A 25,808-nucleotide genomic window follows, 5' to 3' on the forward strand; every position below is an offset into this window, starting at 1 on the left:
CGTTCTTAACAGAATTGCACCCGCCTCGCGCCTTTGCTGGACCCATCAGCAGGGCGAGGGCACCATGAACGATATCCCAAGGCGTAAACGCACCGGCGGCCGGACCGGACATGCCGACCGTCGCGGACCGGCGGTGATCCAGCAGGCGCCTTGGACCGTTCCTGTAAACCCCGACCGCCCGACGGAGCCGATCCCGCCCGAGGGGGTGGAGGCGATCCACGACACCGCAATGCGCGTGCTGGAGGAGATCGGGATCGCCTTTCTGAATCCAGAAGCGCGGGACATCCTGAAACAGGCGGGCTGCCGGGTTGACGGAGACATTGTCTATATGGACCGCGTTTTCGTGACTGAAATGTTGTCACACGCGCCCGAAACTTGGACGATCACGCCCCGTAACCCGGATCGGAAGATCACCATCGGCGGGTCGCATATGGTGTTTGGCAACGTCAGCTCTCCGCCCAATTACTGGGATATGATGCTGGGCCAGAAAATCCCCGGCACGCGGGCGAAGTGCGCGGATTTCTATAAGCTGACGCAGTACTACAACTGCATGCATTTCGTCGGCGGTTATCCGGTCGAGCCGGTAGATTTGCACGCATCGACCCGCCATCTGGACGTGCTCTTTGACAAGCTGACCCTGACCGACAAGGCCCCGCATGCCTATTCGCTGGGGGCCGAACGGATCGAAGACGGCATGGAAATGGTCCGCCTTGCCGCTGGCCTGTCGCAGGAAGAATTCGACGCAACGCCACGCATGTTCACGAACATCAACTCGACCTCTCCGCTAAAGCATGACTATCCGATGCTGGACGGCTGGATGCGGATGGCGCGGCGGGGGCAGGGGCTGATCGTGTCACCTTTTACGCTGGCCGGGGCCATGGCACCCGTGACGATGGTCGGGGCCGTGGCGCAATCGCTGGCCGAGGGGCTGGCGGCCATTGCGCTGGCCCAGTACATCAACCCCGGCGTACCCTGCGCCTTTGGCACCTTCACCTCGAATGTCGACATGAAATCCGGTGCGCCCGCCTTTGGCACGCCCGAATACATGCGCGCCACGCAGATCACCGGGCAGATGTGCCGGTATTACGGGTTGCCGATGCGGTCCTCGGGCGCGTGTGCGGCGAACGTGCCGGACGGTCAGGCGATGTGGGAAACGTCGAACAGCCTCTGGGCGGCGGTGCAATCGGGCAGTCATATCGTCTATCACGCGGCTGGTTGGTTAGAGGGCGGTCTGATCGCCAGTACCGAAAAGTTCGTCATGGATTGCGAGGTGATTAGCCAGATCCTGAGGTATTTCGACCCCGCGATCTGGCGCACCGACCCCGGCGATCTGGCCTTCGAGGCCATGGCAGAGGTCCGCCACGATGGCCATTTCTTCGGTATTCAGCATACGCAGGATCGGTATCAGACGGCGTTCTGGCAGCCCTCGGTCAGTGATTGGCGCAACTTTGAAGCCTGGCAGGCACAAGGCGGCGTTTGGACGGCTGAGCGCGCGCATACCATCGCCAACCGTATCCTTGCCGAATACCAGCCGCCGCCGATGGATGACGCCGCGCGGGGCGCGCTAATGGATTTTGTTGAAAAGCGCCGGGCCGAAGGCGGCGCGCCCACGGACTTTTAACCAGAATATACCGACAATTGCATCTGTTCGGCCCTTGTTAAGGCCCGTGAGTCAGACTGCGCCCAGGATTGATTTGGGGCTATGGGTCTGGGACCACGATGCACGGGCTAATGAACAGGGCAATTCAGTGTTTTGTCCGCGATACCTACGGCCCGCAGGCTTGGTCGCAGGTCGTGTCGCGCGCTGGCCTTACCATCACTGACTTTGAGGCGATGCTGACCTACGACGACCCGTTGACGGATCAGGTGCTGGACGCGATCTGTGATGTGCTGTCGAAACCTAGGGCGACGGTACTGGAAGACATCGGCACCTACCTTGTGTCGGATCCCAAACTTGAAGCGCCCCGCCGCCTTTTGCGGTTCGCCGGGATCACTTACGAAGATTTTCTGCATTCTCTGGATGATCTGCCCGGGCGTGCGCGATTGGCCGTGTCGGACCTGATCCTGCCGCGGCTGGAACTGCGCAGCCATCCCGGCGGGCGCTACATGCTGATGGTCGACGGACAGCCCAAGGGGTTTGGCCACGTGATGATCGGCATCCTGCGGGCCATGGCCGACGATTACGGGGCGCTGGTCATGCTGGACCACCGCGGTACCCGCCAGTCGCGGGAAGAGATTGAGGTAACCCTGGTCGAGGCCGCCTTTAGCGAAGGCCGCGCCTTTTCACTGGGGATCAGCGGCGCATGATCGCGGTCGATCCCTTTGATACACTTATGGCGATGGATACGCTGTGTCCGATGCACTGCATTCTGGATGCGGGTGGGCAGATCGTGCACGCTGGTCCGACGCTGCAAAAGTTGCGCCCTGATACGCCGATGCCCGGTCGCGCCTTTCTGGACCTGTTCCAGACCACGCATCCGCCGAACGTCACCACCATGCGCGACCTGCGCGCCGCCGCGGGTCGCCGCGCAAGGTTGCGCATCCGGTTTCGATCCACGCCGCGGACGGACCTGCAAGGCGTTCTGGTCCCGCACGGGCATGGCGGTGCCATCGTGAACCTGTCGTTCGGGATCTCGATCCTCGACGCGGTGCGCGACTATGCGTTGACCAACACCGATTTTGCCGCCACCGACCCCACGGTCGAAATGCTGTTTCTGGTCGAAGCAAAATCCGCCGCGATGGAGGCGTCGCGCAAGCTGACCCGACAATTGCATATCGCCAAGATCGCGGCCGAGGAGCAGGCGTTTACTGACACGCTGACCGGCTTGAAAAACCGTCGGGCGCTGGATCACGTGCTGGAAAGGATGATCGACGCGGGGCAGGAATTCGCGCTGATGCATCTGGATCTGGACTTCTTCAAGGACGTCAACGACACGCTCGGCCATGCGGCGGGCGACCACGTGCTGGAACATGTCGCGCGGATCATGGTCGAAGAAACCCGCGCCGATGATGTCGTGGCCCGCGTGGGTGGGGACGAATTCGTCCTATTATTTCACCGCCTGTGTGATCGCGCCCGGATTGATGAGATCGCCAATCGCCTGATCAATCGGCTGGAACGTCCTATCCCATGGCAGGACCAAAGCTGCCGGGTGTCGGCGTCGCTGGGGACGACCCTGTCCACCGACTATGCCGAACCAAGGGCGGATCGGATGCTGGCCGATGCAGACGTCGCCCTTTACGCCGCCAAACGGGCGGGCCGGGCGCAGCATCGGTTCCACGCCCCGGTTTAAGGTCTTAGCTTGCGCTCCAATACGACGCGGCAAGGAATTCCCCCCGCACCAGCCCTTTGGCGGTCAGCGCCTCTTTGGCGGCAGCGGCCTCTGACTTCTCGGCTGCGAACAGAACATAGCGGTCGCTATCGGGCAGGTTCAGCCGGTTCACTGCATCCACAGGCGTTTCATCCGATCCGCGCAAGACCCAGTCGATGGTTATTCCCGGCGGCGCCGTCAGGTCTTGGACGTCTTTATGGTCTTGCACGAACAGGATGACCTGTCCTTCCGCGTCTATGGGCCAATCCGCCAAAATGCGCGCGGCAACCGGAACAGCGGTTTCATCGGCGATGATCGCCAGATAGCCCGCAGGCTTGGGCATGGCAGACCCGCTGGGGCCCATAATCGCCACCTCATCCCCCGCGCCAAGGCCAGAGGCCCAGCCGGGTGTGCGCCCGCCGTCATGCAGGAACACGTCGAAGGTCAGCCGCCAGTCGTCACCTACCTGCTCCAGCGACCGGGTGGTAAAGACCGGACGATGCCAGGCCGCGATGCCTTCGGGCCAACGGGTCACGCCGCCTTCGTCCGTGTAGGGCCAGCCCGCGCCTTCGGGGCCTTGGGGTAGCGTGAAATGCAAACCGCCAGATGCGAACCGCGACAGATCGGTGCCCCGAACCACAAGGCGATGAAAGGACGGCGAAATCTGTTCCGAGGTCTCGACCGTCGTCAGGCTGAGGTTCGCAGGCAAGCCGCGATCCCGCTGAACTGCCCACTGCAAGGTCATTCCCATATCCGCCGCCATCGTATCCAACAGGTCGCGCAGAACCTGCCCGCCGATCGCGTCGACCTCGAACAGGGTGACGGAACTGCGGGACCCATCCGCATCGAGGCGGATCGTGCCGCGCGACAAGGTCACTTCGGCGTGGTCGTCATGTTCAGCCAGCTTCATGCCTTTGGACGTGACCGCCGTGCGGAACGCAGGAAGGACATCATTATAGGGCTGGTCGAATGCGGCGCGGTCGGACGGGGTAGGGGACACGTGATCCTCGGTCTTGGGGGCAGGTTTCGCCCCTATGCCGAATTCGCTGCGGTAGGTCCATCAAAGATGCGGCGGAACCTTGAAGGTAACCGACAGTCACATCGACGGCGCCGCAATTTGTTCTGCTAGGCGGTATTCCGTATTGTCATTTTGAAACTATGCTGACACAAGGTCTCAGGCTTCAGAACGCGTCGGGCCCGTCCCGCCGCCCGGATGATCAAGGTGAGGAGACGTCGATGGCGATGGATGATGACAGCTTTCAGCAGGTTCTGGATACGGTGGCGCGCTTTGCCCGCGAACGGCTGATCCCGGCGGAAAATCAGGTCGAGGCGCTGGACGACATTCCCGAGGACATCGTGCAGGAAATGCGCGATCTGGGCCTGTTCGGTCTGTCCATCCCTGAGGAATTCGGCGGGCTGGAGCTAAGCGTGCTGCAGGAAAGCCAGGTGGTTGAGGCGCTGTGTTATGCGTCGATGTCGTTTCGGTCACTGGTGGGCACGAATGTGGGCATCGGCGCGCAGGGCATCGTGATGGAGGGCACCGACGCGCAGAAACAGCAGTATCTGCCCGGCCTCGCCTCTGGCGAGTTGATCGCATCCTTCGCCCTGACCGAACCTGACAACGGGTCGGACGCGTCGCATATCAAAACCTCGGCCCGTAAGGATGGCAGCGACTATGTCATCAACGGCACCAAGCGCTATATCACCAACGCGATCCGCGCCAATGTCTTTACCTTGTTCGCCCGCACGAACCCGGACGACAAGGGCGCTGGCGGCGTTTCGGCGTTCCTGCTGCCTGCCGATACGCCGGGCATCACCATCGCGACGCCGGATCGCAAGATGGGGCAGAAGGGCACCAAGACCTCTGACGTCATTCTTGAAGACGTGCGCATCCCCGAAGAATTCATTGTCGGCGGCCCGGGCAATGTGAACCGCGGCTTCAAAACCGCGATGAAGGTGCTGGACCGTGGTCGCGTGCATGTGTCGTCGATGGCCGTCGGCACGGCGCAGCGGATGCTGGACGAGGCGCTGCATTATTCCATAGACCGCAAGCAGTTCGGCGTGCCGATCTGCGAACATCAGTTGGTGCAGGGCCTTTTGGCCGATTGTCAGGCCGATCTGGCCGCCGGGCGGGCACTGGTCCGCGATGCGGCGCGCAAATACGACGCAACCGGCGCGGCGGTGCTAGAGGCGTCCTGCGCCAAATATTTCTGTTCCGAAATGGCAGGTCGCGTGGCCGACCGTGCCGTTCAGGTGCACGGTGGTGCGGGCTACATGGCGGAATACGCGATCGAGCGGCTGTACCGTGACGCGCGCCTGCTGCGCATCTACGAAGGCACCAGCCAAATTCAGCAGATCATAATCGCGCGCAATATCGTCAAAGCCGCGCAAGACCGCATGTAAGCGGTAGGGAGAGAGCACATGCTACAAGACGTCGTTATCTGCGAACCGGTTCGCACCCCCGTCGGCCGCTTTGGTGGTCAGTTCAAAGACCTGCATGCGCATCAGCTGGGTCGCACGGTGATTGAGGGTCTTCTGGCCCGCACCAACCTGCCGGGTGACCGCGTCGATGACGTGATCTTTGCCCAGTGCTATCCGTCGATGGATGCACCGGCTTTGGGCCGCGTCGTCGGGCTGGACGCGGGCCTGCCGCAGACGGCGGGCGGCTATCAGCTGGATCGTCGTTGCGGTTCGGGTCTGCAGGCCGTGCTGAACGCGGTGATGCAGGTTGCGACCGGCGGATCGACTTTGGTGATTGCGGGCGGTGCGGAGTCCATGTCGAACGCGCCGTTCTATTCGACGAAGGGTCGCTGGGGCATCAAGGGCACCGCGATGGTCTTTGACGATGCGCTGGCTAAGGGGCGGGTCACCGCCGGCGGCATCAACCATCCTGTGCCGGGCGGCATGTTGGAAACGGCCGAGAACCTGCGCCGCGAATATCAGATCACGCGCGACGCGCAGGACGAATTCGCCGTCGAAAGTCATCGCCGTGCCGTGGCCGCGCAAGAGGGCGGGCTGTTCGATGATGAAATCATCCCGGTCACCGTGTCGTCGCGCAAGGGCGACACGACCTATGACAAGGACGAACATCCCCGTCCCGACGCCACGCTGGAAAGCATGGCCAAGCTGCGCCCGATCCGCGGCGGCGTGGACGATCAGGCCACGGTGACCGCGGGCAATGCCAGCGGTCAGAACGACGGGGCATCGGCCAGTATCGTGACGACGCGGGCCGTCGCGGATGAATTGGGTCTGAAAGCCTATGCCAGCATCAAGGCTTGGGCCGTGGCGGGCGTCGGACCCGAGGTTATGGGGATCGGTCCTGTCCCGTCGGTGAACACCGCGCTGGACCGTGCCGGTCTGACCATGTCCGACATCGATCTGATCGAACTGAACGAAGCCTTCGCCGCGCAGGTTCTGGCCTGCACCAAGGCCTTTGGCTTTGGCGATGACGACTATGCGCGGATGAACGTGAACGGGTCGGGCATCTCTTTGGGTCACCCGGTGGGGGCGACTGGCGGGCGCATCATGGCAGGCCTGCTAAGGGAGATGGAGCGTCGCGACGCCAAATACGGGATCGAGACGATGTGCATCGGCGGCGGTCAGGGGCTGGCGGCGATTTTCGAACGCGCCTAATCTGACCTATGAATTGACAAGGCCGCCTGTTCGGGCGGCCTTTTTCTATGCGCGGTTCATTTGCCTGCGATTGCGGCCCGCAGCGCGACCTTGTCGATCTTGTTGACCTTGGTCAGCGGCAGCTCTCCGTCCCAGAAGGTCACGCGGCTGGGGCATTTGTAATGCGCCAGTCGGTCACGGCAGTAGGCGATCAGATCATCTGCACTGACGGACTGCCCAGGCACCGGCTCTAGCACCGCGTGCACCCGCTCTCCCCATTTGTCGTCAGGCGACCCGATCACGGCCACGGCCCGGACGGCTGGATGGTGGGACAGCACCTGTTCCACTTCGATCGGATAGACGTTTTCGCCGCCTGTGATGATCATGTCCTTGATCCGGCCCGAGACGTAGAAATACCCGTCCTCGTCCATGTATCCGGCGTCGCCTGTATGGTACCAGCCGTCCTTCAGGACCTCGGCGGTCAGGTCCGGTTGGTCCCAGTATCCCAGCATGATGTTTGCGCCACGCGCCGCCAGCTCTCCGATTTCGTTGGGGGGCAGGGGGGTGCCATCTTCGCCAAGCGCGACCATGTCGACAAAGGGCACCGGACGCCCCACGGAATGCAGACGCGGTGACGTGGGCTCGTCGTGATCTTCGGGGTTCAGCAGCGTCAGGATCGGAGAAGCTTCGGTCATGCCGAAGGCCTGTCCAAACTTCACGCCCGGAAACGCCTTCATCGTGCGCGCCAGCAGCGCGGGCGGCATGGGGGCCGCGCCATAGGTGATCATCCGCAAGGAAGACGTGTCGTAGCGACCGAACGCAGGGTGATCGAGGATCATGGCGATCATCGTCGGCACGAATTGCGCGATCTCGATCCGGTGGCGTTCTATCAGGCGCAGCAGCCCTTCGATGTCGAAGTTGGGCTGCATGACCACATGCTGACCGGTAAAGGCCGCACCATACATGCGCGCCCCCGCGGCAGAGTGGAAGAGCGGCCCTGTCATGGCATAGGGCGTCGCCTCGCTGATGTCCCAGTTCGCCAAGATGCCCATGGCGTTTGAATAGATGTTAGTGTGTGACAGCATCACGCCCTTGGACCGGCCCGTGGTGCCACCCGTGTAGAAGATCACCAGCATCTCATCCCCGCCCGAGGGGCGGCGGTCGGCGGGTGTTGCCGTATCGCGGGCCTGCGCAAGGTCTTCCATACCGTCCAACGGCGCTTCGGACAGAACGACCTTGACCGACGGGCAGGAGGGCAGCAGCCGCGCCAGCATATCCGTATGCGTCGCATCGACGATCACCGCAGTGGGGCGGCAATCGTTCAGCATGTCGATCAACTCACCATCCGCTAAGCGATAGTTCAACGGCACCGCTGCGGCGCCGATCAAGGGTGCGGCGAACAGCGTTTCGACGCCTGAAATGCCGTTGAAGCCCAGATAGGCCACCCGGTCGCCCGTTTTCACACCCCGCGCGGCCAAAGCGTCGGCCAAGGCCCCGGCGCGCGCCGCAAGCTGTGCCCAAGTGACCGAGCCGTCGGGCCAGGACACTGCAGGGCAGTCGGGCCACTGGCGCGCGGCCTTGGTCAGAACATCCGAAAATCGGAACATGTCGGTATCTCCTGATCGGTTTGCGCGGGCTCAGAGCCTGTCTTTCAACAGTGCTTTCTGGATCTTGCCGGTCGGGCCAATGGGCATCTTGTCGATCACGATGATCTCTGAGGGGACTTTGTAGGCGGTCAGGCTGTCCCGCGCGGCGGCCATCAGGTCATCGGTGTCGATGCTGTGCCCCGGCGCGGCGGTGACGAAAGCCACGACCTCTTCATTTCCCGGAACCGCGCGGCCGATCACGGCGGCCTCCATCACGCTGTCATGGGCGGTCAGCGCGGCCTCAACATCGGTGGGATAGACGTTAAAGCCAGACCGGATGATGATCTCTTTCTGCCGTCCGACAATCGCCAGCATCCCATTGGGGCGGATCTCACCCAGATCCCCCGTCGCCAGCCAGCCGTCCGGTTTCATGACCTTGGCGCTTTCGTCAGGGTTGCGGAAATAGCCCTTCATACAGAACGGCCCCCGCGACCAGATCTCTCCGCTTTCGCCCTGCGGAACGTCGTGGCCATCGGCATCCACGATCCGCACTTCAACCCCCGGAGAGGGCAGGCCAACCACGTTGCTGTCGGCCTCCATCCCGATGGGGACGCGCGTGACCGGCACGAATTCTGTCGCGCCATAACCGTTGGACAGGGTGACGCCCATGACCTGCTTGACCCGCGCTTTCAGGGCCGGGTCCAAAGGCGCGCCGCCGGATGCGCCGACCCGCAGGCGGCAGTTCGACATATCAAGGTTTTCTTCCGCGATATATTCCAGCATCCGAGTGTAAAGCTGCGGCACCGCCACCACCATCGTGACATCCCCCGCCGCGATCTTTTGCACCAGATCGGACACGGCAAACCGGGGCGTCACATGCAGCCGCGCGCCCGAGGCAAAAGCCGACAAAAGGTTCGACGACAACCCGATCGAATGCGCCAGGGGCGACACAAGGTAGATCGCATCGTCAGCGGTCAGTTCGCGGTTGATAACCTGTGCCTCGCCCTGCGTCAGAAGCGTGCGGTTGGTCAGCATCACGCCCTTCGGCGTTCCCGTCGTGCCAGAGGTGAACATGATCAGCCCCAGATCCTCGCTAGGGTCGTCCTGCGAGGGGTTGGGGGTGGAGTCGGCCGTTGGGCAGACCTTGATCGTCCCAAAGAACGTAGAGGTGATCAGCGGCGTCGCCCCAAATTCTTCAGCCAAGGCCCCGGCCGCGTTTGATATCGCGGGATCGACCACGGGGAAGGCTATGATGCGCGGTTCGGCAAAGTCTGCGATGGCGCGGATTTCGGTGGCGGTCATGCGGGCGTTCAAGATCGAACAGCAGGCCCCAAGCCGGTTCGCCGCCGTGATCAGCACGATGGCCGAGCAGGAGTTTTCCGCAACAATCAGAATACGGTCGTTTTCGCGCAGGCCCGCATCTGACAGGCTGGCGGCGGTGTCGTTCACCAGATCGTCCAGCTGACCGTAGGTGATCGTGCGGTCGCCTTCGATCAGGGCTGGCGATTTCGGCGCGACCTCGGCCCAGTGGGCGACAAGTTCGTGAAATCTGGCAAAGCGATCGGCAAGCGGTTCTTGCCCCGCGGCCTCTTGGTGCTGCGCGTGTGTCATGTCGGTCCCCTCCTCCTGACGACCTGTCGTGATCGCTTATCATGTCCGGAAAGGCATGGCCATTGATACCGCACAGTGAAATTAAGAATTGTGTTTCTGGAACAACCCTGCCATTCATTTGGGCCGCATCTGGTGCTTTAAGCGGTATTCCGATGCCGGGGTCTGGCGTGTTCGGACCCGGGGCCGATAAGGTCTTGAAGGTCAGGCAGTCTGATCGAAAAGGGAACGGAATGACAAAGACCACCGCGCAGACCACACAGGCGGATCCGCATCCCAAAACGCCGGCGCGCGTGTTCGCGTCGCGCTCTCTCGCCTCGCTCGAAGAGGAATATGGTGAGGATCGCAAATTCATCTGGTCGGTCGCGCGGGCCATGCAGATCCTTCAGGCGTTCCGTTTGCGCGACGGGGCCATGGGCAACAACGAATTGTCCGAAAGCACCGGCATCGCCAAGGCAACGGTGACGCGGCTGACCCATACGTTGACCGAACTGGGCTATCTGAAACGCAATTCGTCGCGGAAATACTATCCTTGCCCATCGCTGCTGACGCTTGGCTACACCGTTCTGGGCAAGCTGCGAGTCCGGCAATTGGCCCAAGCGGGAATGCAGGAAATCGCTACGGCGTCCAACGCGTCCGTTGCGTTGGCATGGCCCGAAGAAGACACGATGGTCTATGTCGCCGCCAGTTCGGCCCCCGGGGCGGATGGTTTGTTGCTGGACGTCGGATCGCGCGTCAGCATGGCCAGCTCTGCCGTCGGGCGTGCCTATCTGGCCTGCCTGACCGAGGCGGAACTGCAGGAAAAGTTCGACCGCTGGGAAATCATCTATGCAGCGGAATGGCCCGCCCTGCGCGCCCGGATCGAAGCCAGCATCAAAGACGTGCGCACCAAGGGGTTCTGCGTCGTGGACCGCGAATGGCGCGCCAATGTGCGTGCGGTGGCCACGCCGATTTATGACGCGGATCACCAGACGTATATGTCCATGAACTGCGGTGGGCCGTCCTTCGTTTTGGATATCCCCCGGCTAGAGGAAGAATTCGGCCCAAGGTTGCTGCATCTGGCGGCGAAGTTGGGCTGGCGCTCTCCTTGGTAGGGCGCGCCGCGGAGGGAGATCGCAGCAGCAAAATCAATGACGGGGGACGCGCCGCTGTCAGGTGCTAGCGGAGGGAGGACCGCGATGACCGATATCGAACCACAGGTGAACCTGCAGGAAAGCCCGACCGATGCGGCGTTGGCCCTGCGGGCATTGCGGCGCTATCCTGACCGGATCGCCTTTCGCTGGGACGGAGGAGAGTTAAGCTATCGCCAGACGGAGCAACTGATTGCGGGACTTCAGGCCGAGTTGCGGGATATGGGCGTGGGCCCGGGCCGCAACGTGGCGATCCTGTCGGCCAACCGTGTCGAAGCCTGGTGCACCGTCATCGCAGCACAAGCCCTTGGCGCGGCGATCAGCAACCTGCATCCCCTTGGCGCGGCAGACATGCACGTCGCGCAGGTGCGCGAACTGGCCCCGGCCGTGGTGGTGTCCGACGCTGACAGCCATCGCGAAACCGCCGCTCAGATCGCTAAGACCTGTCCAGAACCGCACCACGTATTCTTGGGCGGTGGCGGCGCGGATGATCTGGTGGCACGGGCGAAAGCCAGAGCCGATGTCACGATCACGCTGGTTGAACGCTTCGATTTGCCGGGCACGCTGAACTTTACCGGTGGCACCACCGGGCGGCCCAAGTCGGTCGTGCGGACGCAGGGCGCTATCGGACAGATGACACTGAACATCCTTGCTGATTTCCATTTGCCCAATGCGCCGCGCTATCTGGCCGTCGCCCCGATCAGCCACGTGGGTGGGGTCAAGCTTGTGGCGACGCTGTTGCGTGGGGGGATGATCTACATGGTGCGCGGGTTTGATCCCGCGCGGGTGCTTGAGCTGATCGAGACGCAGCGCATTTCCTACACCGTTCTGGTGCCGACGATGATCTACGCCTTGCTAGACCACTCTGACATCGATCGCCGCGACCTGTCGTCGCTCGAGCTGCTGCTTTACGGGGCCTCACCCATGTCGCCATCGCGGCTGCGGCAGGGGATCGACCGTTTCGGCCCGATCTTCGCGCAGTTCTACGGTCAGACCGAATGCTATCCCATCACGTTCCTCGACCCCGAAGACCATGATCCCGACCGGCCGGAGCTGCTGCTGTCCTGTGGTCGTCCTGCGACGGGTGCCGTGGTCAAGCTGCTAGATGACGACGGACAAGAAGTCCCGGTGGGGGAGGCCGGAGAGATCTGCGTAAGATCCCCGACCGTGATGATCGATTACCGCGACCGTCCCGAAGAAACGACTAAAGCGCTGTACGGCGGGTGGCTGCACACTGGCGACATCGCCCGCGCGGATGCAGAGGGGCGGCTATATATCGTAGATCGCAAGAAGGACATGATCGTCTCGGGCGGGTTCAATATTTACCCAAAGGAACTTGAGGACGTGATCTATGAAGACCCTGCCGTGTCGATGGCCGCGGTCATCGGAGTCCCGCATGAAAAATGGGGCGAGGCGGTCGTCGCCTATGTGGTTCCGCGTGCGGGGCAGGAGATCGACACGGACCGTCTGCACCAGACGATCAAATCGACCAAAGGCGCGATCTATTGCCCCAAGGCGATCGAAGTGGTGACAGAGATGCCGCAGACGCCCTTGGGCAAGATCGACAAAGTGGCCCTGCGCGCCCCGCATTGGGAAGGGCAGGCACGGCAGGTTTAAGGTCGGCCGCACCAAACAAAAACGCCAGCCGCGACGGGCTGGCGTTTTCCGTGTCTCGGGGCTTGGCCTCAGATCCGTTCGATGACCGCTGCCGTTCCCATGCCGCCTGCAACGCAGAGCGTGACAAGGCCCACGGATTTGTCCTGACGCTCCAATTCATCCAGCACGGTCCCCAATAGCATCGCCCCAGTAGCGCCAAGCGGATGGCCAAGCGCGATGGCCCCGCCGTTCACGTTGACCTTGGCATGATCCAGCTTCAGCTCTTCCATCGTGAACAAGACGACCGAAGCGAAGGCTTCATTCACTTCGAACAGGTCGACATCCGAGATTTTCATGCCTGCCCGCTTCAATGCGGCCTCGGCAGCAGGGACGGGGCCAGTTAGCATGATCGACGGTTCTGACCCGACTGTGGCCCAAGACCGCAGGCGGGCGCGGGGTTTCTTGCCCAAGGTACCGCCCGCCGTCTCTGTACCCAGAAGAACGGCTGCCGCACCATCCACGATGCCCGACGAATTGCCGCCAGTGTGCACGTGGCTGACGGCTTCAAGTTCGGGATATTTGAACCGGATACGCTGATCGAAGGCGGCCTTGCCTGCGGCCTCAAATGCGGCGGGCAGCTTGCCCAGCTTTTCCACCGTCGTGCCGGGGCGCATGTGTTCGTCGCGATCGCATTCCACAAGACCGGCGGAATTCTTGATCGGCACGATCGACTTGTCGAAGCGTCCGCCCTGAACGGCCGCCGCTGCCCGCGCTTGGCTTTCGGCGGCATAGGCGTCCACGTCCTGACGGGAAAACCCGTATTTCGTGGCCAGAACATCCGCCCCGATTCCCTGCGGGACATAGTGCGTCATGTACGTCTCTGACGGGTCAGACGCCCAGGCCCCACGATCCGCGCCCATTGGAACGCGGCTCATGCTTTCGACGCCGCCGCCCACCGCCACATCGACCATGCCAGCCGCAACCTGACCCGCAGCCTGACCGACAGCATCAAGGCCCGATCCGCAGAATCGGTTCAACTGGACCGCCGGGACATCCTGCGACCAGCCCGCCGCCAGAACTGATGCGCGGGCGATGTCGCCGCCTTGCTCTCCGACCGGGACGACGCAGCCCAGAACCACGTCGCCGACGGTGTTATCGGCGATGTCATTCCGCTCCGCCAGCGCACGCAGGGGGGTGGCCCCCAGTTGGATCGGCGTGATCGACGCCGCCCCGCCATTGCGTTTCCCGCGCGGCGTGCGCACGGCGTCATAGATGTACACGTCGGTCATGAAATTCTCCCTTTGTGTGAAATATAAATTTCACCACGCGGTATTGCAAACAAGAAATCGGCTGGGTATCCCAATCAAAGACCGTGGAGGAGGACCATAATGTCGAAGTTTATTCGGGTTGAAACGGATGACACCGGGATCGCCACGCTGATCTGGGATATGCCCGACAGCAAGGTGAACGTTCTCTCCCCAGAGGCACGCAAAGAATTCGTCGAGGCCGCGACCGCGCTGATCGAAGATGACGCCGTGCGCGGGATCATCATCACCTCGGCCAAGGACAGCTTTATCGCGGGCGCCGATCTGCGGTTCATCCAGTCACTGCGCGGTCGCCCGGCAGAAGAGGTCGCACCATTGATGGCCCCGGTCCGGGATATGCTGCGCAAGATCGAGACCAGCGGCAAGATCACCGTGGCCGCGCTGCCCGGAACGGCACTGGGCGGCGGTTTGGAAATCGCGCTGGCCTGCCGGTATCGCATCGCCGCTGAAAACCCCAAGGCGCTGTACGGCTTGCCGGAAAGCACTCTGGGCCTGTTGCCGGGGGCAGGGGGCACGCAACGCCTGCCGCGCCTTGTGGGGATCAAGAAGGCGCTGGACATCATGCTGACCGGCAAACCATTTGATGGGCAGGCCGCCGTGGACATGGGGCTGTTCGAAAAGATTGTGCCGCAGGCCGATCTTCTGGCCGAGGCGCGGGCTCTGATCGACGCCTGTGATGACCCCGCCCAGCCGTGGGATCGCAAGGGCTGGACCCTGCCGGGCATAGACATCGAAAGCCGCGACGCTCAGGCCTATTTCCAAATGGAAAGCGCCAAGCAGCACACCAAAACGCGCGGCAATTTCCCCGCGCCCATCGCCATCCTGTCCTGCGTCTACGAGGGCCTGCGCACCAATATCGACATCGGCCTGCGGGTTGAATTTGCCAAGGTGCTGGAAATCTTCCCGGGCGATGTGGCGCAGAACACTGTGCGCACGTTCTTTTATTCCCAGAACGCCGCCCGCAAGGCCGACATGCGCCCCGATGCGCCAGAGCTGACCGTGACCAAGCTGGGCATCCTTGGCGGTGGCACCATGGGCGCAGGCATCGCCGAGGTCGCCGCCAAGGCGGGGGTCGAGGCCATCGTGATCGAGCGTGATGAAGACAGCGCCCGCGCAGCCTTTGACCGGATGAAGGCCGGGTTGGACAAAACCGTCGCTCGCGGCTTCCTGACCGAGGCAAAGCGCGACGACATGCTGGGCCGCATCACCTTTACCCATGATTTCAACGCGCTGGCCGGTGTGCAGGCGGTGATTGAGGCCGTTTTCGAAGACCGGGACGTCAAACGCGACGCCACGCAAAAGGCGCTGGCGGTCACGGGCGACGACATCTTCTTTGGGTCCAACACCTCAAAAATCCCGATCACGCAGTTGGCAGAAAATACCACCCGCCCGGATCGGTTCATCGGGATGCACTTCTTCTCTCCGGTGCCGCGCATGCCGTTGCTGGAAATTATCCGTGGGGCTGAGACGTCGGACGAAACGCTGGCGCATGCGCTGGACATCTCAAAGCTGTTGAAACGCGTGCCGATCGTGGTGAACGACGGCCCGGGCTTCTTTACCTCGCGTTGCGTGTCGTCCTTTGTGAACGAAGGCATGGCCCTGCTGCGCGACGGGGTGATGCCCGCGATGATCGAAAACGTATCTTCGGCCGCCGGGATGCCTGCGGGTCCCTTGATGCTGGCCGATGGTGTCGGGCTGGATCTGATGTTGGCCGTGCGCAAACAAGAAGCCGCCGACCGGGGCACTCCGGACGAAATCACACCCGAAATCGCCGTGCTGTCGACGTTGGTCGAGGCAGGGCGTCTGGGTCGCAAGAACGGCAAAGGGTTCTACGATTACACCGACGCGGGCGCGAAGCTGTGGCCCGGTCTGGCCGACAACTGGCCGCTGAAAAACATCCAGCCAGAGCCTGACGAGATCCGCAAACGTATCCTGCACATTCAGGGGATCGAGGCGATCAAATGCTTTGACGAAGGGGTCATTGATCGCCCTGAAACGGCGGACCTTGGTTCGGTCCTTGGCTGGAGCTTTGCCAAACATACGGGGGGCGTCTGTTCCTACATCGACATGATCGGCAGCCAGCAGTTTCTGGAAGATTGCGAGTCGCTGGCCGAGACCGCAGGCGCGCGCTTCACGCCGCCCAATACGCTGCGCCAGATGGCGGCTGACGGAAAAGGATTTTACGCATGAACTTTCTGACGTTCCCGCGCCCCTACCGTGAAGATCACGAGATGTTCCGCGACAGCGTGGCCAAATTCGTTGCCGCAGAAATCGCGCCGCACCACGACCAATGGGAACGCGACCATCGTGTGTCTCGCGAGGCGTGGCTGAAGGCCGGGCAGGCGGGCCTGTTGCTGACCTCACAGCCCGAGGAATACGGCGGCATGGGCGGCGACTTCGGTCATTCCGCGATCATCATCGAAGAATTGGCCAAGGTGAACGCCAGCGGCCCCGGCTTCAATCTGCATTCCGACATCGTCGCGCCCTATCTGATGAACTACGGCACGGAAGAGCAGAAGAAACACTGGCTGCCCCAGATGGCCCGCGGTGAGGTCATCACCGCCATCGCCATGACCGAACCCGGCGCAGGGAGCGATCTGGCCTCGATCCGGACCACGGCGACGAAGGATGGCGACGACTATGTCATCAACGGCCAAAAAACGTTCATCACCAACGGCCACAACGCCGATCTGATCATCCTTGTCACCAAGACAACCCCGGATGCGGGCCGCAAAGGCGTGTCGCTGTTTCTGGTTGAGGCGACGCGTGACGGATTTTCCCGCGGTCGATCCATCGAAAAGCTGGGCCAGCACGCGCAGGACACGGCAGAGCTGTTTTTCGACAATGTCCGGGTGCCCGCCAGCAATATGCTGGGCGAACCGGACCGCGGGTTTTACTACCTGATGGGAGAGTTGGCGCAGGAACGGCTGATTATCGCCCTGCGCGCCGTCGCGACGATGGAGGCGATGCACGCCACCACCACGGCCTACACCCATGAGCGCAAAGTCTTTGGCCAGTCGGTGTTCGATTTCCAGACGGCCAAGTATCGTCTGGCCGAAGCTGCTGCTGAAATCGCCATGTGCCGCACCTACATCGACCAATGCCTCGCCGCGCATCTGGAACGAAAGCTAAGCCCCGAACAGGCGGCGGCGGCCAAGCTGACCTCGACCGAGATGTCGGGGCGGGTGCTGGACGTCCTGCTGCAATTGCACGGCGGCTATGGCTACACCCGCGAATACGACATCGGCCGCGCCTGGGCCGATGCGCGCGTCACCCGCATCTACGGCGGCAGTTCCGAGGTGATGAGAGAGATCATCAGCCGTAAGCTGTGACCCGGCTATTTCGGGTCCGATAGCTTTACGATCAGCGTGTCGATTTCGTCGATCAGCGCCTCGATCCGGTCGCGACCGACCAGCGCCTCGATCTCGGCATAGATCTGGGCGCTTTCGGGCGCGGCCTCGGCCAGAAAGGCGCGGCCAGCGTCGGACAGGTTAATCAGCGTGCGACGCCCGTCGGCCTGATCCTTGCGCACCTCGATCAATCCGCGTGCCTCTAGCGTTTTCAGGATACGTGACAGGGACGGGGCAAGGATCGCCGCCCGCTCGGCCAGTTCAGACGCATCCAGTGCCTCGGCCTCATCCAGAACGCGCACGACCCGCCACTGCTGTTCGGTGATGTCGTGCCGATGCAGCAGCGGGCGGAACCGTTCCATCACAGTTTCCCGTGCGCGCAGCAAGGCGATCGGCAACGTCCGGCGCGTCCGGGCAAGGGTCGCCGTAGACGCGGTGCTGGGTGCGGTTGTGGAAGAGGGCTTCGTCATTCGGGTATATTATTTCACATGTTAATCATTGACAACCAATCAGATCATTAACATGTTAAGCGAAGGGAGGGGCGATTCGTGCCACATATGCACATCGAGTATTCTCGCGGCTGTGACGCCGACGACGCGATCAACCGCCTGTGCCGCGCCATCTATGACGCGATGAAAGCGGCGGGCATTTTCCCATTGGCCGGAATCCGCGTCCGTGCCTTTTGTGCTGATGTGGCCATTGTCGCCGACGACGTGCCGGAAAATGATTTCGTCGCCATGACCCTGTCGGTCGGCGCTGGTCGATCGACCGAGGTGCTGAAAGCAGCAGGCGACCAGATTTTTCAAGCCGCCCAAACGGCGCTGGCCGACCGGCTGGCCGCCCCCCATTTCGCCCTGTCGCTGGAGATCCGGGAAATCAATTCGGACCTCAGCTGGAAAGACACGCCGATCCACGCGCGGCTAAGCAAGAAGGACTAAGACATGAGTGTTCTTGACGACAATATCGCCAAAGCCCAAGGCTACATGGCCGCATTCCGCGACGGCGGCGTGATGAACCACATCGACGGCCAGTCCGTCCCGGCCGCCTCTGGCGCGACCTTCGAAACCGTGTCGCCGGTCGATCTGTCGATTCTGGCCAATGTCGCCAAGGGCGGGGCCGAAGACATCGACCGCGCTGTTGCAGCGGCCAAGGCGGCCTTTCCGGCGTGGTCCAAGACCCCCGGCGCGGACCGGCGCAAAATCCTGATCAAAGTGGCCGAGGCGATCGAAGCCCGGGCCGAGGAGATCGCCTTTACCGAATGCATGGACACCGGACAGGCCCTCCGCTTTATGTCCAAGGCGGCGATCCGCGGCGCGGCGAATTTCCGGTTCTTTGCCGATCAAGCCCCACATGCGGAAAACGGTGAGGTCACCCGCACGCCCACGCAGATGAACACCACCTCGAAACGGCCCATCGGCCCGGTCGGCGTCATCACCCCGTGGAACACGCCTTTCATGCTGTCGACGTGGAAGATCGCCCCGGCGCTCGCCTCGGGCTGTACCGTGGTGCACAAACCAGCCGAGTTCAGCCCGATGACCGCAAAGTTGCTGGTCGAGATCGCGGAAAGCGCAGGCCTGCCCAAAGGCGTGCTGAACGTCGTGAACGGCTTTGGCGAAGACGCGGGCAAACGCCTGACCGAACACCCCGACATCAAGGCCATCGCCTTTGTCGGTGAAAGCCGTACCGGTTCGATGATTATGGCGCAGGGGGCGGCGACGCTGAAGCGCGTGCACTTTGAATTAGGCGGCAAGAACCCGGTCATCGTCTTTGATGACGCCGACATCGACCGCGCCGTCGATGCCGCAACCTTCATGATCTATTCGCTGAACGGCGAACGCTGCACCTCGTCCTCGCGGCTGTTGGTTCAGGACACGATCTATGACGAAGTGACCAAGCGCGTGGCCGAGGTTGCAGGCCGGATCAAGGTGGGCCACCCGCTGGACCCGGACACCGTGGTCGGCCCGCTGATCCACCCCGAACACGAAGCCAAGGTGCTGTCCTACTTTGACAAGGCGCGGGCAGAGGGCGCGACCATCGCCGCAGGGGGCGAAAAGGTCGGCGACACAGGCTGTTTCGTGGCCCCCACGCTGTTCACCCAAGCCAGCAACGACATGTCGATTTCGCAAGAAGAGATCTTTGGCCCCGTGCTGACCGCGATCCCCTTCAAGGACGAAGACGAAGCGCTAAGCATCGCAAATGACGTGCAATATGGTCTGGCGGCGTATCTTTGGACCAACGACCTGAACCGCGCCATGCGCATGACGGACGAGTTGGAAGCCGGGATGATGTGGGTGAATTCGGAAAACATCCGTCACCTGCCCACGCCCTTCGGTGGCGTCAAAGCCAGCGGCATCGGCCGTGACGGCGGCGACTGGTCGTTCGATTTCTACATGGAAACCGTGAACGTCAGCTTCCCCCGCGCCACCCACAAAATTCCCAAGCTGGGCGGCTGATCGCCCGGCACACGTCGTCCCCACGTCTGTAAATCTTTCTAGGGAGGAGACCCAGAATGCCAATTCCAGCCCCGAACCTATACCCGCCGTTCAACATCATCCGCCTTAGCCATGTCGATTTCGGCGTCAAAGACCTGGAGGCATCCAAGGCATTCTATGTCGACACGCTTGGCCTTCAGATCACGGATGAAGACGACCAGACGGTGTATCTGCGCGCCATGGAAGAACGCGGTCACCACTGCATGGTTCTGCACAAATCCGACACGTCCCACGCGAAGTGCCTGTCCTACAAGGTGTTTGACGAAGGTGAATTGGACAAGGCGCACGATTGGTTCCTGTCCAAGGGCCATAAGGTCGAGTGGGTTGAACGCCCCTATCAGGGCCGCACGCTGGCCACCCACGATCACCTTGGCATGCCGATGGAGTTCTATTTCAAGATGGATCGCCTGCCGCCGATCCACCAGAAATACGCGCTGTACAAAGGTGTGAAGCCGCTGCGCATCGACCACTTCAACTGCTTTGTCCCCAACGTGGATGAAGCGGTGTCGTTCTACAACGAAATCGGCTTCCGCGTGACCGAATACACCGAAGACAGCGAAAGCGAACGGTTGTGGGCCGCATGGACGCATCGCAAGGGCGGCGTGCACGACATCGCCTTTACCAACGGTCTGGGCCCGCGCCTGCACCACACCGCCTTCTGGGTGCCGACGCCGCTGAACATCATCGACCTGCTCGACCTGATGGCCACCACCGGGTACGTCGACAACATCGAACGCGGGCCGGGGCGGCACGGGATTTCCAACGCCTTCTTCCTGTATATCCTCGACCCCGATGGCTACCGGATCGAGATCTACTGCTCGGACTATCAGACGGTCGACCCTGACCTAGAAGCGATCAAATGGGACCTGAAAGACCCGCAGCGCCAAACGCTCTGGGGCGCGGCTGCACCGCGGTCTTGGTTCGAACACGGCTCGACCTTCGAAGGGTTGGAGCCTGTGCCCTCGACCCTTGGCGCATCGCCGATCATCGCACCATAAGGCACCTACGCTTGGCGTTTCGCCCCGAAACGCCAGGCCCGACCTCCCCCCAGGGAGGGCCTCCCACCTTGCAAAAAGCACCGCCGCCGCACATGACACGACCTAACGCCTCATCCGCAACGAACGCCGCCCTCCCTAGGTCGGGCCTGCCGTTTCGGGGCCGGCGACGTCGAACCTAAAGGAGATCAGACCATGACCCGCCTTGCCGCTTTCCACGCTGACGGACAGGACCGTTATGGCCTTGTCACCGACGATGGGCTGATCGACCTGACGCCGGATTTCGGCGATCAGTACAAAGGCCTGAAAGAGGTGATCGAAGCCGGCGCGCTGAAGGACCTCTTCGTCGCTGCTAAGGGCCGCACACCGGATTTTACCGAAGATCAGGTGACCTACCTCATCCCCATCGCGAACCCGGAAAAGCTGATCTGCATTGGCGTGAACTTCCCCGACCGGAACGCTGAATACAAAGACGGCACCACGGACGCCAAATCCTATCCGTCCATGTTTATCCGTTTCCCCCGGTCCTTCGTCGGCCATAACGAGGCGCTGGTGCGCCCGCCAGAAAGCGAACAGCTGGATTACGAAGGCGAGGTGACCATCGTCATCGGCAAAGGCGGCCGCCGCATCGCGAAAGAGGACGCCTACGACCATATCGCGGCGATCACGCTGTGCAACGAAGGCACCATCCGCGACTGGGTGCGCCATGCGAAATTCAACGTGACCCAAGGCAAGAACTGGGACAAATCCGGCGCGATTGGCCCTTGGATCGTGCCCTTCACCCATCCCGCCCAGCTGGACGATATCAAGCTGGAAACCCGCGTGAACGGGGAGGTCCGCCAACAGGACCGCACGGGCCGGATGATGTACGATTTCCGCTATATCGTGAACTACGTCTCGACCTTCACCACTCTGGTCCCCGGCGATGTGATCGTCTGCGGCACGCCCACGGGCGCGGGCGCACGGTTCGATCCGCCGATCTGGCTGAAACCCGGTGACGTGATCGAGGTCGAGGCCGAAGGCATAGGCATCCTGCGCAACACGGTGAGGGACGAAGAATGACGCCTGACGAAATATCTGCCGCCGCAGCCGACCTGCTAAACGCCGAAGACACCCGACAGCAGATCGGTGTCTTGTCGGTGAAATACCCGGGTATCACGCTGGACGACGCCTATGCGATCCAATCTGCACAGATGGCGCAGAAACTGGCCGCAGGTCGGGACATCGTCGGCTGGAAAATCGGCTTGACCTCAAAAGTCATGCAAGAGGCGCTTGGCATCGACACGCCGGACTCGGGCGTGTTGTACGATGACATGTTGTTCGAAACCGGCGGCCGCGTCCCTGCAGGCCGCTTTATCCAACCAAGGGTAGAGGCAGAGATCGCTTTTATCATGAAAGCCCCGATCGATGGCGACGTGACCCGTGAACAGGTGCTGGCCGCGACAGAGGCCGTTGTGCCATCGTTGGAAATCCTCGACACACGCATCCTGCGGGTTGACCCGGACACCGGACAGGCGCGCAAGATTTTCGACACTGTATCCGACAATGCCGCCAACGCGGGCATCGTTCTGGGCAAGGAACGCCATGCGCCGGACGCCCAGGATTTGCGCTGGACCGGGGCCATCGTGCGCAAGAACGACGAAGTGGTCGCCACAGGGTTGGGCGCTGCCGTATTGAACGATCCGGTGATGGGCATCGTCTGGCTGGCGCGCCGGATGGGGCAATACGGCCAGCGGATCGAGGCCGGGCAGGTCATCCTTTCGGGCAGTTTCATCGCGCCGCTGGAATGCCCGTCAGGCACCGTGATCGATGCCGATTTCGGCGCCTTCGGCTCTGTCTCTATTTCTTTCGACTAAGGACGATCCCATGCCAGCACCGACCAATACGTTCAAATCGCGGCTTGCCGCCGGGGAAAAGCAAATCGGCCTTTGGGTCGGACTTGGCGATCCGTCTGTTGCCGAACTGGCCGCGGGCTGCGGATTCGACTGGCTTGTCATCGATGGGGAACACGGTCCAAACCAGTTGCGCGATGTGCTGGCGCAATTGCGTGCGGTTGGCGACAAATCCCACGCGGTCGTCCGCACCCGCGACGACAACCGGGCCGAGATCAAGCAAATGCTGGACATTGGCGCGCAGACCCTTCTGGTGCCGATGATCGAAAGCGCCGATCAGGCGCGTGAGGTGGTGAAATCCGTGCTCTACCCGCCGCAGGGCGTCCGGGGCGTTGGGGCCGCGCTGGCGCGGGCCTCTGGCTACAATGCGGTGCCCGATTATTTGCAAACAGCGAATGATCAGATTTGCCTGTTGCTTCAGGTGGAAAACGCCGCCGGGATCGCCGCGCTGGACGATATCCTGACAGTCGACGGCGTGCATGGCGTGTTCATCGGCCCCGCCGATCTGGCTGCCGACATGGGGCATCTGGGCAACCCCGGCGCGCCAGAGGTGCAGGAGGCCGTCAACGACGCCCTGCAGCGCATTCAGGCGGCAGGGAAGGCGGCGGGCATTCTGACTTCGGACCGTGCCTTGGCGCAGGGCTATCTGGATGACGGCGCGAGTTTTGTGGCCGTCGGGTCCGACGTGGGCGCGCTGCGGACCGGATTGATAGGTCTGCGCAACCACTTCGCATGAAAAAGCCTGCCCCCGACGCGCGGGGGCAGGCCATATCACTTGCCTGTGGCGCTTACTGCGCTGCGGTTTGACGTTCCTCTGATGCCGCGTCTGTGGGCACCAAGGCCAGAACCACATCCTGCATCGACAACGTCCCGACCGGTTGATCATCCTGCATAACGCGGAAGGATTTGTCGGTCCGCCCCTCTGCCAGAGAGATCACAGATTCCAGCGTCGCTTCGCTGTCGACGTCCCCGGCAACGGTGCCCGCATCGGGGATCGCGTCCGTCATCACGGTCCGCGCCCGCAGCACGCGGGCCCGGTTAATGTCGGCAATGAAGTCCACGATGTAGGGGTCTTCGGGATGCATCAGGATGCGCTGCGGTTCGCCCTGCTGCACGATCTCACCATCCTTCAGGATGACCAGATGGTCTGCCAGCTTCAGTGCCTCGTCTAGATCATGGGTGATAAAGACGATGGTCTTGTGCAGTTCGGCCTGAAGCTCCAGTAGCAGGTTCTGCATATCCGTCCGGATCAGCGGATCGAGGGCCGAGAAGGCTTCGTCCATCAGCATGATGTCCGAGTTCGACGTCAGTGCCCGGGCGATGCCCACACGCTGCTGCATCCCGCCAGATAGCTGGTGGGGATAGCTGTCTTCGAACCCGTCCAGACCGACACGCGCCAGCCATTTGCGGGCTTCGTCGTGGCGTTCCTTTTCGTCGACGTCGCGCACCTCTAGCGGCATGGCGGCGTTGTCCAGAACCGTGCGGTGCGGCAGCAACGCGAACTTCTGGAACACCATGGACATCCGCGTCTGACGCATCTCGCGCAGGGCGGCAGGGCCTTTCTGCATGACGTCTTCGCCGTCCACCATGATCTCTCCGGCGGTGGGATCGATCAGACGGTTCAGGTGGCGGATCAGGGTCGATTTACCCGACCCTGACAGCCCCATGATCACGGTCGTTTTGCCGGGCATCATATCGATGTTGATATTGCGAAGCCCGACCACGTGGCCGTATTTCGACAACAACTCGGCCTTGGACATGCCCTTGCGAACATACTGCAGCATCTCTTCGGCCCGAGAGCCGAAGATCTTGTACAGCCCGCGAATGCGGATTTGCGGTTGAACGGTATCGGTCATCGCGAGCTCCTCGAGACATCGACGCGGGCCAGCGCGGCTTTGGACACGCGATCCAGGATCACGGCCAGAAGCACGATGCCCAGACCGGCGATCAGGCCGACGCCAATTTCAAGGTTCCGAATGCCGCGCAGGACCAGAACGCCCAGACCCGGTGCAGACACCAGCGATGCGATCACGACCATGGCGAGGCTCATCATGATGGTCTGGTTCACACCAGCCATGATGTTGGGCAGGGCCAGTGGGATTTCCACCTTGAAGAGCTTCTGGCGCGAGGTCATGCCAAAGGCATTCGCGGCCTCTATCACGTCCTGATCGACCAGTCGGATGCCAAGGTCCGTCAGGCGGATCACAGGCACGATGGCATACAGGATAATGGCGATACCGTAGAGTTTGGATTCCGTCACGCTGAACAGGAAGATCAGCGGGATCAGGTACACGAAGGTTGGCAGCGTCTGCAAAAGGTCCAGCACGGGTATGCCGGATTTCTGCAATCGGTCATTTTTTGACATGGCGATGCCTATGGGCACGCCGAACAGGACGCATAGCCCCGTACAGACAAAGATGATCGAGAGCGTCTCGATCGCGACCTCAAGGTGGTCGATGGCACCAAGGAAGGCGAAGGCGATGATCACGAAGACCGTCACCGGGCGCGACCGCGAGACGTACCAGCACAGGGCCACCAGCATCGGGATCAGCACCCACCACGGGATCGAGGTGAACAGCCACAGCGCGCCGTCCAGCATCCACGACAACGGCTGTGTCAGCGGGTCCAGCACCAGTTTCAGGTTGTCCTTGATATCAAGGAAAAAGCGTTCCAGCCCGGCGGTCACTTCGCGTGTCTGCGGGATTTTGGCGCAGGCTTCGTGCAATGCGTCAAGCGACGGGAAGGGCAGTGGGCCGGTGGTGGCCCCTTCGTCCTGTCCCTGCGCGCGTGCCAGAAGTTGCGCCATTGTCATCGGGCCATCGTTACCGGCGCTGTCGCACCAGTCACGCAGTCCCAGGGCGTTAAAAACGCCGTCGTAATGAGCCATCTATCCGTCCCCTAATGGAAAAAAGGC

General features: G+C 62.1%; 22 protein-coding genes. 15 read left to right on the forward strand and 7 right to left on the reverse strand.

Annotated features, from left to right (window positions below; all coding sequences use genetic code 11):
• The first annotated feature begins 64 nt into the window (after positions 1-64).
• The 3 genes from ACI3GR_RS04145 to ACI3GR_RS04155 all read left to right on the forward strand — a co-directional run bounded on the left by ACI3GR_RS04145 (position 65) and on the right by ACI3GR_RS04155 (position 3,290).
• A complete protein-coding gene (locus ACI3GR_RS04145; RefSeq protein ID WP_407492779.1) occupies positions 65-1,621 on the forward strand; it encodes a trimethylamine methyltransferase family protein in 1,557 nt (518 codons plus the stop codon).
• A 98-nt stretch (positions 1,622-1,719) separates the two neighbouring features.
• Positions 1,720-2,307 (forward strand): heme NO-binding domain-containing protein, encoded by a 588-nt coding sequence (locus ACI3GR_RS04150; protein ID WP_407492780.1) that lies wholly within the window; start codon positions 1,720-1,722, stop codon positions 2,305-2,307.
• Entirely contained in the window at positions 2,304-3,290 is a 987-nt protein-coding gene (locus ACI3GR_RS04155; RefSeq protein WP_407492781.1) for a diguanylate cyclase domain-containing protein, read from the forward strand. Before ACI3GR_RS04150 ends, ACI3GR_RS04155 begins: the two co-directional genes overlap by 4 nt.
• A 4-nt stretch (positions 3,291-3,294) precedes the next feature.
• Here ACI3GR_RS04155 and ACI3GR_RS04160 read toward each other — a convergent pair whose 3' ends face one another.
• Positions 3,295-4,308, reverse strand: coding sequence for a siderophore-interacting protein (locus tag ACI3GR_RS04160; protein ID WP_407492782.1), 1,014 nt, complete (start codon positions 4,306-4,308; stop codon positions 3,295-3,297).
• Positions 4,309-4,544: 236 nt separating this feature from the next.
• Between ACI3GR_RS04160 and ACI3GR_RS04165 the strand changes: the two genes are divergently transcribed.
• Positions 4,545-5,711 carry an acyl-CoA dehydrogenase family protein gene (locus tag ACI3GR_RS04165; protein ID WP_407492783.1) on the forward strand — a complete coding sequence of 389 codons (1,167 nt, stop codon included), beginning with the start codon at positions 4,545-4,547 and terminating at the stop codon, positions 5,709-5,711.
• A gap of 18 nt (positions 5,712-5,729) precedes the next feature.
• A complete protein-coding gene (locus tag ACI3GR_RS04170; protein ID WP_407492784.1) occupies positions 5,730-6,941 on the forward strand; it encodes an acetyl-CoA C-acetyltransferase in 1,212 nt (403 codons plus the stop codon).
• Between the two features lie 56 nt (positions 6,942-6,997).
• On the opposite strand, the gene ACI3GR_RS04175 is transcribed toward ACI3GR_RS04170, so the two are convergent.
• Complete coding sequence (locus ACI3GR_RS04175) at positions 6,998-8,527, reverse strand: long-chain-fatty-acid--CoA ligase (RefSeq protein WP_407492785.1); 1,530 nt, start codon at positions 8,525-8,527, stop codon at positions 6,998-7,000.
• A gap of 30 nt (positions 8,528-8,557) precedes the next feature.
• Positions 8,558-10,117, reverse strand: a complete 1,560-nt coding sequence (locus tag ACI3GR_RS04180; RefSeq protein ID WP_407492787.1) for a class I adenylate-forming enzyme family protein — start codon at positions 10,115-10,117, stop codon at positions 8,558-8,560.
• Between the two features lie 230 nt (positions 10,118-10,347).
• Between ACI3GR_RS04180 and ACI3GR_RS04185 the strand changes: the two genes are divergently transcribed.
• Both ACI3GR_RS04185 and ACI3GR_RS04190 read left to right on the forward strand, forming a co-directional pair.
• A complete protein-coding gene (locus ACI3GR_RS04185) occupies positions 10,348-11,208 on the forward strand; it encodes an IclR family transcriptional regulator (RefSeq protein WP_407492788.1) in 861 nt (286 codons plus the stop codon).
• 84 nt (positions 11,209-11,292) lie between these two features.
• The gene (locus ACI3GR_RS04190; protein ID WP_407492790.1) at positions 11,293-12,861 is read left to right on the forward strand and encodes an AMP-binding protein; all 1,569 of its coding nucleotides are present in this window, start codon (positions 11,293-11,295) and stop codon (positions 12,859-12,861) included.
• A 68-nt stretch (positions 12,862-12,929) separates the two neighbouring features.
• Here ACI3GR_RS04190 and ACI3GR_RS04195 read toward each other — a convergent pair whose 3' ends face one another.
• Complete coding sequence (locus tag ACI3GR_RS04195; protein ID WP_407492792.1) at positions 12,930-14,129, reverse strand: acetyl-CoA C-acetyltransferase; 1,200 nt, start codon at positions 14,127-14,129, stop codon at positions 12,930-12,932.
• Positions 14,130-14,228: 99 nt separating this feature from the next.
• On the opposite strand from ACI3GR_RS04195, the gene ACI3GR_RS04200 reads away from it, so the two are divergent.
• Both ACI3GR_RS04200 and ACI3GR_RS04205 read left to right on the forward strand, forming a co-directional pair.
• Positions 14,229-16,355 (forward strand): 3-hydroxyacyl-CoA dehydrogenase NAD-binding domain-containing protein, encoded by a 2,127-nt coding sequence (locus tag ACI3GR_RS04200; RefSeq protein ID WP_407492793.1) that lies wholly within the window; start codon positions 14,229-14,231, stop codon positions 16,353-16,355.
• Positions 16,352-17,497 carry an acyl-CoA dehydrogenase family protein gene (locus tag ACI3GR_RS04205; RefSeq protein WP_407492794.1) on the forward strand — a complete coding sequence of 382 codons (1,146 nt, stop codon included), beginning with the start codon at positions 16,352-16,354 and terminating at the stop codon, positions 17,495-17,497. The genes ACI3GR_RS04200 and ACI3GR_RS04205 overlap by 4 nt, the downstream gene beginning before the upstream one ends.
• Positions 17,498-17,502: 5 nt before the next feature.
• On the opposite strand, the gene hpaR is transcribed toward ACI3GR_RS04205, so the two are convergent.
• Entirely contained in the window at positions 17,503-17,985 is a 483-nt protein-coding gene (gene hpaR, locus ACI3GR_RS04210; protein ID WP_407492795.1) for a homoprotocatechuate degradation operon regulator HpaR, read from the reverse strand.
• A gap of 87 nt (positions 17,986-18,072) precedes the next feature.
• On the opposite strand from hpaR, the gene ACI3GR_RS04215 reads away from it, so the two are divergent.
• From ACI3GR_RS04215 to ACI3GR_RS04240, 6 genes are all read left to right on the forward strand, one after another.
• Positions 18,073-18,453: a 5-carboxymethyl-2-hydroxymuconate Delta-isomerase gene (locus ACI3GR_RS04215; RefSeq protein ID WP_407493595.1), complete on the forward strand. Its 381-nt coding sequence runs from the start codon at positions 18,073-18,075 to the stop codon at positions 18,451-18,453.
• A 3-nt stretch (positions 18,454-18,456) separates the two neighbouring features.
• Entirely contained in the window at positions 18,457-19,968 is a 1,512-nt protein-coding gene (gene hpaE, locus ACI3GR_RS04220) for a 5-carboxymethyl-2-hydroxymuconate semialdehyde dehydrogenase (RefSeq protein ID WP_407492796.1), read from the forward strand.
• 56 nt (positions 19,969-20,024) lie between these two features.
• Positions 20,025-21,005, forward strand: coding sequence for a 3,4-dihydroxyphenylacetate 2,3-dioxygenase (gene hpaD, locus ACI3GR_RS04225; RefSeq protein ID WP_407492797.1), 981 nt, complete (start codon positions 20,025-20,027; stop codon positions 21,003-21,005).
• A 192-nt stretch (positions 21,006-21,197) separates the two neighbouring features.
• Complete coding sequence (locus ACI3GR_RS04230) at positions 21,198-22,064, forward strand: fumarylacetoacetate hydrolase family protein (protein WP_407492798.1); 867 nt, start codon at positions 21,198-21,200, stop codon at positions 22,062-22,064.
• Positions 22,061-22,858: a 2-oxo-hept-4-ene-1,7-dioate hydratase gene (hpaH, locus tag ACI3GR_RS04235; protein ID WP_407492799.1), complete on the forward strand. Its 798-nt coding sequence runs from the start codon at positions 22,061-22,063 to the stop codon at positions 22,856-22,858. Before ACI3GR_RS04230 ends, hpaH begins: the two co-directional genes overlap by 4 nt.
• Positions 22,859-22,868: 10 nt before the next feature.
• Positions 22,869-23,630 carry an aldolase/citrate lyase family protein gene (locus ACI3GR_RS04240; RefSeq protein WP_407492801.1) on the forward strand — a complete coding sequence of 254 codons (762 nt, stop codon included), beginning with the start codon at positions 22,869-22,871 and terminating at the stop codon, positions 23,628-23,630.
• A gap of 52 nt (positions 23,631-23,682) precedes the next feature.
• Here the strand turns inward: ACI3GR_RS04240 and ACI3GR_RS04245 are convergent, their stop codons facing one another.
• Together ACI3GR_RS04245 and ACI3GR_RS04250 are read right to left on the reverse strand one after the other, a co-directional pair.
• Positions 23,683-24,750, reverse strand: a complete 1,068-nt coding sequence (locus ACI3GR_RS04245) for a quaternary amine ABC transporter ATP-binding protein (RefSeq protein ID WP_407492802.1) — start codon at positions 24,748-24,750, stop codon at positions 23,683-23,685.
• Positions 24,747-25,781, reverse strand: a complete 1,035-nt coding sequence (locus ACI3GR_RS04250) for an ABC transporter permease (RefSeq protein WP_407492803.1) — start codon at positions 25,779-25,781, stop codon at positions 24,747-24,749. The genes ACI3GR_RS04245 and ACI3GR_RS04250 overlap by 4 nt, the downstream gene beginning before the upstream one ends.
• Positions 25,782-25,808: the final 27 nt, after the last annotated feature.

The organism is Pseudooceanicola aestuariicola, assembly GCF_045763785.1.
In the GTDB taxonomy this organism is placed as follows: domain Bacteria; phylum Pseudomonadota; class Alphaproteobacteria; order Rhodobacterales; family Rhodobacteraceae; genus Pseudooceanicola.